This is a genomic window from Niallia yueguangensis, assembly GCF_052663115.1.
On the sequence record NZ_JBQTCX010000009.1, the window covers coordinates 19,836 to 33,449 of the forward strand.

Consider the following 13,614-nt stretch of genomic DNA (forward strand, 5'->3'; position numbering starts at 1 on the left):
AGAACGAAATTGAGGATTTACTGCCCGTCTCAGTATAGAAACTAGCTTGATTTCCCCTCAAAACATTGTATGTATGGAAAGAAGGATAAGTAATGGCAGACTCTAAAATAAATAAAGGCCGGGGCTCTGTCCCCATTTTCACAAAAAAGGGTGACTCTTATAGAAAGAATTTGTTCTACAGCAAGTTGCTGTAGTAATACAAGCTTCTTTAGAGTCATCCCTTTATTTCTTCATTTTTACATTATTTTTTTGCATCTTCCGCTTGTTCTTTTTGTTCACGTAAAACCGCTTTACGGGAAAGATTCACTCTGCCTTGTTTATCTATTTCTGTTACTTTTACCAGTATTTCATCACCAAGTGCAAGAACATCTTCAACTTTTCCTACTCTCTCTTCTGCTAGCTCAGAAATGTGTACAAGTCCGTCTTTGCCATTAAAGATTTCAACAAATGCACCGAATTTCTCAATTCTTTTTACTTTCCCAAGATACATTTGTCCTACAACTACTTCACGTACAATATCTTCAATGATTTGTTTCGCTTTTTTATTCATTTCATCATCTACAGATGAAATAAATACTGTTCCATCTTGTTCAATGTCAATTTTTACACCAGTTTCTTCAATAATTTTATTGATTTGTTTTCCGCTTGGTCCAATAACATCACGGATTTTATCAGGGTTAATTGACATCATTAATATTTTTGGTGCATAAGAAGACAATTCTTCTCTTGGTGTATTAATTGTTTTTAACATGGAATCTAAAATTTGCATGCGACCTATTTTAGCTTGTTGTAACGCTTCTTCGAGAATTTGTCTCGATAATCCTTCAATTTTAATATCCATTTGAAGAGCTGTTACACCTTTTTCTGTTCCTGCAACTTTAAAGTCCATATCGCCAAGGTGATCTTCCATTCCTTGAATATCTGTTAAAATACTATAGTATTCTCCAGATTTAATTAATCCCATTGCAATACCAGCAACAGGTGCTTTAATTGGAACCCCAGCATCCATCATCGCAAGTGTACTAGCACAAATACTAGCTTGTGAAGTAGATCCATTTGATTCTAACACTTCTGATACAAGACGAATCGTATATGGAAAATCTTTTTCAGAAGGAATAATTGGTTCTAACGCTCTTTCCCCAAGTGCGCCATGCCCTATTTCACGACGTCCTGGTCCACGCATTGGTCCTGTTTCTCCAACACTAAAGTTTGGAAAATTATAATGATGCATAAAACGTTTTTCTTCTTCTACACCAAGACCATCTAATATTTGAACATCACCTAATGCACCTAATGTACATATGCTCAACGCTTGCGTTTGACCACGAGTAAACAGACCTGATCCGTGTGTACGAGGCAATAAGTCTACTTCAGAGGAAAGTGGACGAATTTCTTCTAAACCACGTCCATCTGGTCTTACTTTATCTTCGGTAATAAGACGACGCACTTCATTTTTCACTAATTTATCCAATATTTGTTTTACTTGTTTTAACTCTTCCTCGTTTACTTCTTCTGCTTCATATTTTTCGATAACAGCATTTTTCACTTCTTTAATAGCAGCTTCTCTTGCGTGTTTTTCTTGCACTCTGATTGCATCTAGCATATCTTTTTCACATAACGCACGCACATCTGCTTCAATATCTGCATTCAGTTCATATAATTGAACTTCCATTTTCTCTTTGCCGATTTCTTCAACCACTTTTTCTTGGAAGGCAATTAATCGTTTAATTTCATCATGACCAAACATAATTGCTTCAAGCATTACTTCTTCAGGAACTTCGTCCGCTCCTGCTTCTACCATGTTAATCGCATCTTTTGTTCCAGCAACAGCTAAGTTGATATCACTTTTTTCCGCTTGCTCTACAGTTGGGTTAATGACAAATTCGCCACCAATTCGGCCTACAAAAACACCTGCAATTGGTCCGCCAAAAGGAATGTCTGATACGGATAGTGCTAAGGAAGATCCAAACATTGCCGCCATTTCTGTTGAACAATCTTGATCCACACTCATTACTAAGCTTACTACTTGTACTTCATTACGGAAACCGTCTGCGAATAGTGGGCGAATTGGTCTGTCAATTAAACGGCTTGCTAGAATAGCTCTTTCACTTGGTCTTCCTTCCCGTTTAATAAAGCCTCCTGGTATTTTCCCTACTGCATACAAACGCTCTTCGTAGTTAACTGTCAACGGGAAAAAATCTAAATTTTTCGGTTCTTTTGACGCAGTCGCAGTACTTAAAACAGCTGTATCACCGTACCTAACTAAAACTGCACCGTTTGCTTGTTTTGCTAATTGTCCTATCTCGACTGTAAGCTTCCTTCCAGCCCAGTCAATGGAATACACATGTTTCTCTTGTCCCATTCATAAACCCCTCTCTACTTTTTTCACTTGTTAGAGGTTTTGGTCTTATATAAAGTACTACCTAAACCTACTTAATTATGTTTCTAATTGTGACTTGCGCTTTTCTTTGTCTAGCTCCACCGCCTAGCCCTGAAGAAAAATAACCCTTCGCCTCTAAAAGTAAAAAGCACTTTTTGAGGCAAATGAACATTTTTCTTCAGGGCTAAACAAGGCGCTTGCGCTTTTCTTATAGTATACACATTTTGTGTTACTTAAAAACTAATTGCTATGTAATCTTTAAGTTATTTATCCTATATAAGGTTATTGTTATAGATTTATTGATAATTTTCCAGCACAATAAAAAAGCGGGAACAAGTATCCCGCTTTTTTAAACTATCTACGTAAACCAAGTTTGTTAATTAAAACACGGTAACGTTGAACGTCTTTATTACGTAGGTAAGTTAAAAGATTACGACGTTTACCTACCATTTTTAAAAGACCACGACGTGAGTGATGATCTTTTTTATGTGTACGTAAATGATCATTCAAATTGTTAATTGACTCCGTAAGGACAGCGATTTGAACTTCTGGAGATCCAGTATCGTTCTCATGCGTTTTGTACTCATTGATAAGTTCGTTTTTACGTTCTTGAGTGATTGCCATCCTGTTTCACCTCCTATATCCTATTACACTAATCCCCGTTTACCGAGCAAAACGTTGGTGATTCGATTTGCCAAGCAAAGGTTGTTTTTAGTACGTTTATAAGAATAACCTTTTTTTTAAAAAAAAGCAAGAAAATCCATTATACTTTTTTCGTAAATTAATAAATCTTCCTTTTTTTATAAAAGTGCCTATTTTATATTTTGCAAATCATATTCCTGTTAGTTTTTTTCGAAATATTCGATTGCTGTTTGTTTATCTTTTTCTATTTGGCTAACTAATTCTGCGATGCCATTGAATTTCTTTTCGCTTCTTATACGGAAGTGCCACTCCAGCTCGACTTTTTCACCATATATATCTTGATTAAACTGAAAGATATGTACTTCTACAGATTGAGTTGTTTTGTCTGGATGAAAGGTTGGTTTTGTCCCAACATTACACACTCCATTATACCAGCATTCATCCACCTTTATTCTCACCGCATATACTCCTTGTGGAGGCAGCAATAATACATTTTCACTGTCTATATTAGCAGTTGGAAACCCAATTGTCCTGCCCCGTTTATCTCCGTGAATAACGTATCCTTCGACCGTATAGTATCTTCCAAGCAAAGAAGGAATATATTCCATGTCGCCTTTTAATATATAGGAACGAATCAATGTAGAACTTACTTTTTCCCCATGGAAAGTTTCTTTATTTATAATAGTCGTTTGAAAACGCCCTCTTCCATGCTTTCTTAACGTTTCAGCTGTCCCTTCTGCCAATTTACCATATGTATAATCAAATCCAGCCACAACATGAACCACATTTAACCGTATTAAAAACTGATCGACAAAATCTTGAGGAAGAAGATTAGCAAACTCTTTTGTAAATGTAATAATAAATAAGTAGTCCATTCCGAGTTTTTTAATCTGTGCAACCTTTGTTTCATAGGATGAAATATGATCAACACGCCTAGAGTCATTCCCTAATACTACTGATGGATGTGGGTCAAATGTTAATACGCCACTTTTACATCCTTTTTTATCTGCGATTGCTTTCGCTTCTCCAATTACTTTCTGATGTCCTAAATGAACTCCATCAAAATAACCTAATGCCATAACTAATGGAGGAAAATTCTTATCGTTTAAATATTCAGCGTAATTCATTCTCACAACTTCCACTACATGACTCACCTTTTTCTAGCTATAAATAATTTTTATTTAGGATAATATTTTTTGTCCTTATTCTAGTACTTTTAATATTTTATTTGGTTTTATTTTTCCTGGTTTTGTCGGATGGTGGACATAAATTGCCAACGCTTCCCCTGATGTTGATTCCATTACAATTGGTTCCTCTATTGCAAGTAAAGAGGACGGGGTATCCAGTACACTTCCATTACGAACCTTCATTGCTAATGTATCATTTATTTGATATTTCGGCAAATAAGATACTGCGCCTTCTATCGGCAGCAAACTTCCTTGCAATGATCCGTCTGCCATTTTTTCTTCTATTTCAGCAAAGGTTAAACAATCTGTTTTTGTCATCGTCGCTGATCTTGTCCTAATTAGATCAGACATATGTGCTGGAAGTCCAAGTTTTTCGCCAATCATAACCGCAAGTGTTCGTATATACGTTCCTTTACTGCAATCAACCGTAAAACGGAAAGAAACTTGATCTCCTTTCAAGTTATCCCAATCTTCTAATAAGCGCAAGGAATAAATCGTCACTTCTCTTGTCGGCCTGTCCACTTCAATCCCTTTTCTTGCATATTCATATAAACGTTTTCCATTTACTTTTACGGCTGAGTACATTGGAGGCGTTTGTTTAATAACACCAGTAAGCGATTGAAAAACTCCTTCGACCATTTCTCTTGTAATCGTTTCTGTCACCTTTTGTTGCTGAACGATTTCACCAGAACTGTCTTCTGTTGTTGTGGAGTATCCTAATGTTACTTCTCCTTCATACGTTTTTCCTGCATCCGTTATATATTCTGCAACTTTTGTAGCTCTTCCTAAACAAATAGGAAGTACACCTGTTACATCCGGATCAAGCGTGCCAGTATGTCCAATTCGTTTCATACGAAGTATTTTCCGCAGCTTAAAAACACAATCATGTGATGTCATTCCTTTTGGTTTCCATAAAGGTAAAATCCCTTCCATTTTTATCACTCCTTTTTTATGTAAATAGGTTCTTTTATATTTTTTATCATACTTTTCACTTACAAACTCACATGGAGACAGATTCTAACTTAATCAAGGCAAAGTGAGCGAAGCGGATCTTTACTAATAGGAGTAAACCGCAACATACGGAGCACCATCTTTAGTGTTTTCCATAGGCTGTTTTCTCAAAGTTTGTTGTTTTTTACATAAAAAAACATTTGAAAAAGTGTTTCTTAGCAGCCTGAATACACGTAGACTCCTGTGGGAATGCGAGAAAGACGAGACCCCACAGGAGCGTATGCGACGAGGAGGCTCGACGCTCGCTAAACGGACGAAGTGTATTCAGGGTGCGAGTTTAAAAGCAACCATCTATACGAAAACAGCCTTTCCATATAAAAAGGGTGGCACCTCATATGTCATTCCCTTTTTCAATACGAAAAGAAGAGATATCCCTTCCTTTATTACTGATTTTTGGGAGTTTGACATAAAATGGAGCCACCCTCTTCTATCATCACATTACTTTTCTTCTGAATGATCGTCTTTTGCAATTTGATGAAGCAATGTGTCGATTCGATTTCCGTAATCAATCGATTCATCAAACTCAAAAGAAATTTCAGGAGTTTTGCGCAAGCGAATTCTCTGACCTATTTCAGAACGAATAAATCCTTTTGCTTTTGCAAGGCCTTTTAACGTATTTTCACGCTGTTCTTTATCTCCTAAAATGGAGATATAAACCGTTGCCTGTTGAAGATCTCCTGTAACATGTACATCTGTCACCGTTACGAACCCAATGCGAGGATCTTTAATCTTACGACTAATAATCTCACCAAGTTCTTTTTTCATTTGTTCTCCAACACGATTTGGTCTAAGGCTCATCTTATTTCACCTCATTTTATTAAAGCCATTCTACATCAGTGATTGTTCTCTCTATTTCTGGAAACGAGTCAATAAATGTCAATGCATGCTGTAATTCAACTTCCACCGATTTTTGTGCAGAAGCAACTGCTGCAATTGCTATTTTCGTTCGCTGCCATGTATTTTGAAAGTCAACTTCTGATACAGAAATATTATATTTTTGTTTTAAGCGGGTTGTCACTCTTTGAAGGACAGCCCGCTTCTCTTTTAATGAATGTGCATCATAAATGATACATTCAAAGGTCATTAGACCAACAATCATTTACGCTCAATTTCTTCCATGATATATGCTTCGATGATGTCGCCTTCTTTCACATCATTAAAGTTCTTAATCGTTATTCCACATTCGTATCCTTGACTTACTTCTTTAGCATCGTCTTTAAAACGTTTTAGTGCATCAATTTCGCCTTCGAAAATAACAACACCATCACGGATTAAGCGTATACCACTGTCTCTTGTAATTTTACCGTCAGTTACATAAGATCCAGCAATTGTACCAATTTTTGATACTTTAAATGTTTGACGAATTTCTGCTTGACCGATAATTTTTTCTTGGAATTCTGGATCAAGCATTCCTTTCATCGCTGATTCAATTTCTTCAATTACTTTATAAATAATGCGGTGTAAGCGTACATCTACTTCTTCTGCATCCGCAGCTCTTTTTGCATTTACATCAGGGCGGACGTTAAAGCCGATAACAATGGCGTTAGATGCAGCTGCTAGGGTAATATCTGATTCATTAATAGCACCAACTGCTGTATGAATAATTTTAACATTTACCCCTTCCACTTCAATTTTATAAAGTGCTGCAGCAAGAGCTTCCGCAGAACCTTGAACATCTGCTTTCAACACAATATTAAGGTCTTTCATTTCGCCTTGTTTCATGTGTTCAAATAAATTATCTAAACTGATTCTTGTTTTTTCAGATCTTTGCGCTTGAATTGCCTGTGAAGAACGTGCTTCCCCAATTTGTCTTGCTGTTTTTTCATCTTTAAATACAACAAAACGATCTCCTGCTTGTGGCACATCATTTAATCCAGTAATTTCAACAGGTGTTGATGGACCAACACTTTTTACTCGACGGCCTAAATCATTCACCATCGCACGAACACGACCAAATGTGTTTCCAACTACAATCGGATCCCCAATATTTAATGTTCCGTTTTGTACTAGAAGTGTTGCTACAGAACCTTTACCTTTATCAAGCTCTGCTTCAATAACTGTACCAACAGCATTTCGGTTCGGATTTGCTTTATATTCTTCTACTTCACTAACAAGTAAAATCATTTCAAGCAATGTATCAATTCCTTCACCTGAAAGTGCGGAAAGTGGAACGAAAATCGTATCTCCGCCCCATGCTTCTGGAACTAAACCATGCTCCGTTAATTCTTGCATTACACGATCTGGATTAGCAGTCGGTTTATCCATTTTATTTACTGCAACAATAATTGGAACTTCGGCAGCTTTTGCATGGTTAATTGCTTCAACAGTTTGCGGCATTACTCCATCATCTGCTGCTACAACTAAAATCGTGATATCCGTTATTTTCGCACCGCGCGCACGCATCGTAGTAAATGCAGCATGTCCTGGTGTATCTAAAAACGTGATCTTTTTCCCGTTTTCTTCAATTTGGTATGCACCAATATGCTGTGTAATCCCTCCTGCTTCACCAGCAGTTACTTTTGTATTACGAATGCTGTCAAGCAATGTTGTTTTCCCATGGTCAACATGTCCCATAATGGTAACAACAGAAGGACGCTCTACTAACTCTGCCTCTTCATCATCTTCAAAGTAAACTTCCAAGTCAGTTGTGTCAATTTTAATTTCTTCTTCTACTTCTACTCCGTAATCACTTGCAATTAACTCAATAGAATCTTTATCTAAATCTTGATTAATCGTTGCCATTACACCTAGTAAAAATAATTTTTTAATGATTTCAGACGGTTCACGATGTAATTTTTTTGCTAGCTCACCAACCGTTAAAGATTCACTAAAAGTAATTTTTTCTGGAAGCTCTTTTTCTTTTTTAGGAGCTGGTGGTGCTGCAGGAGTTTGATTTTGTTTCCCCTTGCGGTTGTTATTGCTGTTTTTATTATTATTGCGATTATTATTTTTTGTTTTATTAAATGGTTTATTTTCTTTAGTATTCTTCACAGAGTTGTTTAATTTCCCCTTTTCTACCATTACATCACTTTCTTCTTCATATCTATCTGCAATATTTTTAGAAGAAATATTTTGCGCTGGCTTATTTTGAGCATTATTTGTATTTTTATTATATTTATTATCCAATTTTTTTATTGCATCCTCTTCCAGTGTTGTCATATGATTAGAAACTTCAACGTTCATATCTTTTAATGTAGTAATTACATCTTTACTTGATAGGTTAAACTTTTTAGCGTATTCATAAACGCGCATTTTACTCATCATTTCACCCCCGCTAGAATTAATCGAGCAGCGTTAAAAGTTTTTTTGCAAATCCATTATCCAAAACAGCGACAACTACACGTGCCTCTTTGCCAATTGCTTGACCTAAAAGCTCCCTGTTTGGAACCGTTTTGACCGGCACGTGATAGAAATTACTCTTATCTATAATTTTTTTTGCCGTGTTTTCTGACGCATCTTCTGATAAAATAATAAGTTTTGCATTTCCGCTTCTAATTTCCTTAACGGTTAGTTCCTCACCAGAGGTAATTTTCCGTGCTCGATTTGCTAAGCCAAGTAATGACATCCATTTATCACCATTCATTTGGATTGTCTATTCTCCTTACCTATGATATCCAGCAACTCCTCGTATACGGTATCATCGATTGTTATTCCAAGTTGACTGGAAAGGATATTTTTTTTCTTGGCTAAAAGTACTGCGTCTTTATCCATTGAAAGATATGCTCCGCGGCCGGATTTCTTTCCTGTTAAATCTACAGAAACCTGTCCTTCCTTCGAGCGAACGATGCGAACTAGTTCTTTTTTAGGTTTCATTTCACCGGTAGCAACACATTTACGCATTGGAACTTTTTTCGGTTTGTTCACACACATTCACCTCAATCAATCTTGATCTTCATTATTTAAATGGAATTCTTCTTCATCCATTTCATCATCAAAAGTCAAAAGAGATTCTTCTGTTGGATAAATTCCTGCTTCTCTTGCTTCTGATTCTGATTTAATATCAATCTTCCAACCAGTTAATTTTGCAGCGAGGCGTGCATTTTGACCTCTTTTTCCAATTGCTAGGGATAATTGATAATCCGGCACGATAACAGTCGTTGCTTTCTCTTCCTCGTTTACCATTACTTCTAATACTTTTGATGGACTAAGTGCATTCGCAACAAAGACAGTTGGATCTTGGGACCATTTAACAATATCAATTTTTTCCCCTTTTAATTCATTCACAATGGTTTGAACACGTGTTCCTTTTGGTCCAACACATGAACCTACTGGATCCACTTCTTCATTATCTGAATGAACAGAGATTTTCGATCTGTCGCCTGCTTCACGAGCAACTGATTTAATCTCAACCGTTCCATCAAAAATTTCAGGAACTTCCATTTCAAATAATCGTTTCAAAAGGCCTGGATGTGTTCTAGAAACAAAGATTTGTGGACCTTTTGTTGTTTTTTCCACTTTTGTTATAAATACTTTAATGCGATCATGAGGTTTGTAATATTCATTTGGCATTTGTTCATTAGTTGGTAAAATAGCTTCGATTTTACCTAAGCTTACATAAATAAACTTGCTGTCTTGTCGTTGAACAATTCCTGTCATAATATCTTCTTCACGATCAATAAATTCAGAATAAATAATTCCTCTTTCTGCTTCGCGAACTCGTTGTGTAACGACTTGTTTCGCAGTTTGAGCGGCAATACGCCCAAAATCTTTTGGTGTAACTTCTAACTCTACTATATCTTCTACTTCGTAATTCGGATTGATTTTTTGTGCATCTTCTAATGAAATTTCAAGACGTGGATCAAAAACTTCGTCCACTACTTCTTTGCGAGCAAACACTCGCATCGTTCCAGATCCTAAATTTAAATCAATTCGAACATTTTGCGCTTGATTAAAGTTGCGGCGATATGCCGATACAAGGGCTGCTTCAATCGCATCGATGATGACATCACGAGAAATCCCTTTTTCTTTTTCAAGCAATACAAGAGCATCAACTAATTCACTGCTCATGAGATTGTATCCCCCTTTAATCTCTAAAAAATATGAAGTGAAATACTATGATCATCCTTAAATAAGTTGATAAACATCTTCTTTTCCATTTTCTCAACTTATTTACTTTCTAGTGGATAGACACAGCCACTTTAATACAATTTACGAAAAAGTTACAGCCAAACGAGCTTTTGCAACTTTATCATACGGAATTTGCACCGTTTTCTTTCTCGTTTTTACTTTGATCTCTATAGATAAACTCACTCCATCAAAGCTTAAAAGAGTTCCTTCAAACGCCTTTTCATTATCAATCGGTTCGTATGTTTTTACCAAAACATTTTTCCCAATCGCTTTTTCAAAATCTTTGTCTTTTTTCAGTGGTCTTTCTGCTCCTGGTGAGGATACTTCAAGAAAATAGTTTTCAGTAATCGGATCTACTTCATCCAGCTTTTCACTCAACTTTTCACTAACGGCTGCACATTCATCTATATCAACACCAGTATCTTTATCAATATACACGCGCAAAAACCAGTTAGGACCTTCTTTTACATACTCAATATCCACTAACTCTAATTGTAGATCTTCTAGGATTGGATGTACCATTTCTTCTACTAATGCAGTTACTTTGCTCAACTTTTTCCCTCCTTAAGCAAGGAACATATAATCCTTTCGGTAAGTAAGCAACCTAATGAATAGGAAGCAAAATCAAACATATGTAGAATTGTTGCTAACAAATGATGCTTGTTTTCCTATCCACTCCTCATGCTGCCTGTTAGGTAAGAAAAGCGCAAGTGCCTTGCTAAGCCCCGAAGAAAAATGTTTTCATGACTCAAAAAGTATTTTTTTACTTTTAGAGACAAGGTTATCTTTCACAGGGGCTGGGCGCTGGAGCCAGACATTCGTCTAAATTGAAAATTTTTATACTTTCTTACCTTATAAAAAAGACATACACAATACGAAAGAGTGGGTTTCCCCACTCTCTTTTTGCGAAAGTTATCCTTAGTATTTCCAAATAAACTATACCATATCCAATTATTTTATGCAAATGAAAGTGCGTTGTTACAAGGTTTCCCGGCTTTTTCCACCGTAAAAAAACCTAAGAATTCTAAAATAAGGACAGCTGGTTTTGATCTGGCATCCCACCTAAGCACCCGTGGTTATCAAGATACTCCATAATAGTCTTAGACACTTTTCCACGCTGCTGCAAATCTTCTTTCGATAAAAATTCTCCGTCTTTTCTAGAACGGACAATATTTAACGCCGCATTAGTACCTAAGCCTGGAATACTATTAAATGGCGGAATTAACGTATTGCCCTCAATAATAAATTCAGTTGCACTCGATTTATATAAATCAACCTTTGTAAACGAAAATCCTCGTTCTACCATTTCATAAGCAAGTTCCATAACCGTTAATAAGTTCTTCTCTTTTGTAGAAGCATCGAGCCCTTTGCCGCTGATTTCATCAATTACTGCTTTAATGCTTTGAGACCCTTTTACCATCGCATCTACATCAAAATCTTCCGCACGAACAGTAAAATATGCAGCATAATAAAGCAATGGATGATGCACTTTAAAATAAGCAATACGCACTGCCATAAGAACATACGCTGCAGCATGCGCCTTGGGAAACATGTATTTTATCTTTTTACATGAATCTATATACCACTCAGGCACTTCGTTTTTGCGCATTTCTTCTTCCATATCATCAGATAAACCTTTTCCTTTACGCACGCTTTCCATAATTTTAAAAGCAAAAGAAGGTTCTAACCCTTGATAGATTAAATACACCATAATATCATCACGACAGCCAATAACTTCACTTAAGTTGCATATATTATTATGAATCAGTTCTTGTGCATTGCCTAACCAAACATCCGTTCCGTGGGACAGACCGGAGATTTGCACCAATTCAGAAAAAGTTGTCGGTTTCGTATCTTCTAACATTTGACGTACAAATTTTGTTCCGAATTCCGGTATACCCAAAGTACCTGTTTTACAATTAATTTGTTCCACAGTAACACCAAGCGACTCTGTTCCGCTGAAAATTTTCATTACTTCTGGATCATCAGTTGGAATGGTTTTTGGATCAATCCCGCTAAGATCCTGCAGCATTCTAATTACAGTCGGATCATCATGTCCTAGAATATCTAATTTTAATACGTTATCATGGATGGAATGGAAATCAAAATGAGTTGTTTTCCATTCTGAGTTTCGATCGTCTGCCGGAAACTGAATTGGCGTGAAATCATAAACATCCATATAATCAGGAATAACGATAATTCCACCTGGATGCTGTCCTGTTGTTCTTTTTACCCCAGTACAGCCCGATGCCAAACGATCGATTTCAGCACCTCTTATTTGTAAATTATTATCCTGCTGATACGCTTTTACATACCCGTATGCCGTTTTATCTGCAACCGTTCCAATCGTACCAGCACGGTATACATACTCTTCACCAAATAACACTTTTGTATAATTATGAGCATTCGGTTGGTATTCTCCGGAAAAATATGACAATAGGTAAGCCTTTGACGTTATCTTCAGCTTTTCCCCTGCCCCACACCGTACGTGACCCTTTCAGTGTCATACGGCGCTCCATCGTCTTTCCATTTACGATAAATTAAACAACTAACGCTTGGAATCCTACAACCTTGCGTAGTTTATACAGTTTCTTTAATGATTTGGCGTCTAATGTAGAGACATGATAATTTCCTAGAACATTGAAGTATTCATTATTTCTTAGCTTTTAGAACCATTAAGTCAGCCAACTAATCACCTCCAAAAAGGTTTTCGTTTCTATTTAGTCATACGAGAATACTGACTTGTGTAGGATTTGTATCGTAAAAGACGACTCAAGCCCTTCCCTCAGAATTGTTTTTCCCTTAAACCTATTCGATATATTCGGTTGTCATCGGCAATTCCTACAAATGGTACTACGGCTTTACTGCCACTTCAATAAATCTTCATTATACTCAGATGAGCTTTTTGAAGAACGACTTTCAAACGATGTGTAATCACCTTAAGTCTCCGAAGCTTCCCACGTTCCATTAACTCTATCTATTCATTACTTCCGTAGGTTTCCTCTAAACTCCGTCTAGCTTGATAGCTCCTATAAAACTATATGGACTTTCATAACCTAACGTTTACTTATCCACACTAGAATATCCAATTAGGACCCCTAAGCATTTCTACTTAGTGACATTCACGAAGAGTCAGTCGAGGATTCGTCCAGATAACTCTAACCATTCTAACCATAGAAGTCTTATAGACACCCGGCCTATCATTTACAACCCTACTCGGTCTTTCCTCACCATTATGTGCTAGGGTAAACTTCAGCCGACTTTAGCGGGCTCCAAACAATTTCAGCTATTTACATTGCATCCATTGCTTGCCGCAGTTTCAGTGAG

At 36.6% G+C, this 13,614-nt stretch carries 11 protein-coding genes and 1 pseudogene; all 12 read right to left on the reverse strand.

The annotated features are described in order from the left end of the window. Positions 1–241: 241 nt before the first annotated feature. Complete coding sequence (gene pnp, locus ACTYA4_RS10045; RefSeq protein ID WP_443481363.1) at positions 242–2,362, reverse strand: polyribonucleotide nucleotidyltransferase; 2,121 nt, start codon at positions 2,360–2,362, stop codon at positions 242–244. A 372-nt stretch (positions 2,363–2,734) separates the two neighbouring features. Next, positions 2,735–3,004, reverse strand: coding sequence for a 30S ribosomal protein S15 (rpsO, locus tag ACTYA4_RS10050; protein ID WP_443481364.1), 270 nt, complete (start codon positions 3,002–3,004; stop codon positions 2,735–2,737). Positions 3,005–3,222: 218 nt separating this feature from the next. Then, on the reverse strand, positions 3,223–4,164 hold the full coding sequence (gene ribF / locus ACTYA4_RS10055; protein ID WP_443481365.1) for a bifunctional riboflavin kinase/FAD synthetase: 942 nt from the start codon (positions 4,162–4,164) through the stop codon (positions 3,223–3,225). A 60-nt stretch (positions 4,165–4,224) separates the two neighbouring features. After that, positions 4,225–5,142 (reverse strand): tRNA pseudouridine(55) synthase TruB, encoded by a 918-nt coding sequence (gene truB / locus ACTYA4_RS10060; protein WP_443481366.1) that lies wholly within the window; start codon positions 5,140–5,142, stop codon positions 4,225–4,227. A gap of 516 nt (positions 5,143–5,658) precedes the next feature. Beyond that, entirely contained in the window at positions 5,659–6,018 is a 360-nt protein-coding gene (gene rbfA / locus ACTYA4_RS10065; RefSeq protein ID WP_443481367.1) for a 30S ribosome-binding factor RbfA, read from the reverse strand. Positions 6,019–6,037: 19 nt separating this feature from the next. After that, complete coding sequence (locus ACTYA4_RS10070) at positions 6,038–6,319, reverse strand: DUF503 domain-containing protein (RefSeq protein WP_443481368.1); 282 nt, start codon at positions 6,317–6,319, stop codon at positions 6,038–6,040. Then, positions 6,316–8,481: a translation initiation factor IF-2 gene (gene infB / locus ACTYA4_RS10075; protein ID WP_443481369.1), complete on the reverse strand. Its 2,166-nt coding sequence runs from the start codon at positions 8,479–8,481 to the stop codon at positions 6,316–6,318. The genes ACTYA4_RS10070 and infB overlap by 4 nt, the downstream gene beginning before the upstream one ends. A gap of 19 nt (positions 8,482–8,500) precedes the next feature. Beyond that, positions 8,501–8,803, reverse strand: coding sequence for a YlxQ family RNA-binding protein (locus tag ACTYA4_RS10080; RefSeq protein ID WP_443481370.1), 303 nt, complete (start codon positions 8,801–8,803; stop codon positions 8,501–8,503). Then, positions 8,800–9,084, reverse strand: a complete 285-nt coding sequence (gene rnpM / locus ACTYA4_RS10085; protein WP_443481371.1) for an RNase P modulator RnpM — start codon at positions 9,082–9,084, stop codon at positions 8,800–8,802. Before rnpM ends, ACTYA4_RS10080 begins: the two co-directional genes overlap by 4 nt. A gap of 15 nt (positions 9,085–9,099) precedes the next feature. Then, positions 9,100–10,227 (reverse strand): transcription termination factor NusA, encoded by a 1,128-nt coding sequence (gene nusA, locus ACTYA4_RS10090; RefSeq protein WP_443481372.1) that lies wholly within the window; start codon positions 10,225–10,227, stop codon positions 9,100–9,102. 141 nt (positions 10,228–10,368) lie between these two features. After that, entirely contained in the window at positions 10,369–10,839 is a 471-nt protein-coding gene (gene rimP / locus ACTYA4_RS10095; protein ID WP_443481373.1) for a ribosome maturation factor RimP, read from the reverse strand. Between the two features lie 472 nt (positions 10,840–11,311). Continuing rightward, positions 11,312–12,715: pseudogene (locus ACTYA4_RS10100) on the reverse strand (PolC-type DNA polymerase III); the annotation flags it as partial. Positions 12,716–13,614: the final 899 nt, after the last annotated feature.

Excerpts from the sequence above, each read along its gene's own strand:
- pnp (WP_443481363.1), bottom strand. The coding sequence starts at position 2,362 with ATGGGACAAGAGAAACATGTGTATTCCATTGACTGGGCTGGAAGGAAG.
- rpsO (WP_443481364.1), bottom strand. The coding sequence starts at position 3,004 with ATGGCAATCACTCAAGAACGTAAAAACGAACTTATCAATGAGTACAAA.
- truB (WP_443481366.1), bottom strand. The coding sequence starts at position 5,142 with ATGGAAGGGATTTTACCTTTATGGAAACCAAAAGGAATGACATCACAT.
- rbfA (WP_443481367.1), bottom strand. The coding sequence starts at position 6,018 with ATGAGCCTTAGACCAAATCGTGTTGGAGAACAAATGAAAAAAGAACTT.
- ACTYA4_RS10070 (WP_443481368.1), bottom strand. The coding sequence starts at position 6,319 with ATGATTGTTGGTCTAATGACCTTTGAATGTATCATTTATGATGCACAT.
- infB (WP_443481369.1), bottom strand. The coding sequence starts at position 8,481 with ATGAGTAAAATGCGCGTTTATGAATACGCTAAAAAGTTTAACCTATCA.
- ACTYA4_RS10080 (WP_443481370.1), bottom strand. The coding sequence starts at position 8,803 with ATGAATGGTGATAAATGGATGTCATTACTTGGCTTAGCAAATCGAGCA.
- nusA (WP_443481372.1), bottom strand. The coding sequence starts at position 10,227 with ATGAGCAGTGAATTAGTTGATGCTCTTGTATTGCTTGAAAAAGAAAAA.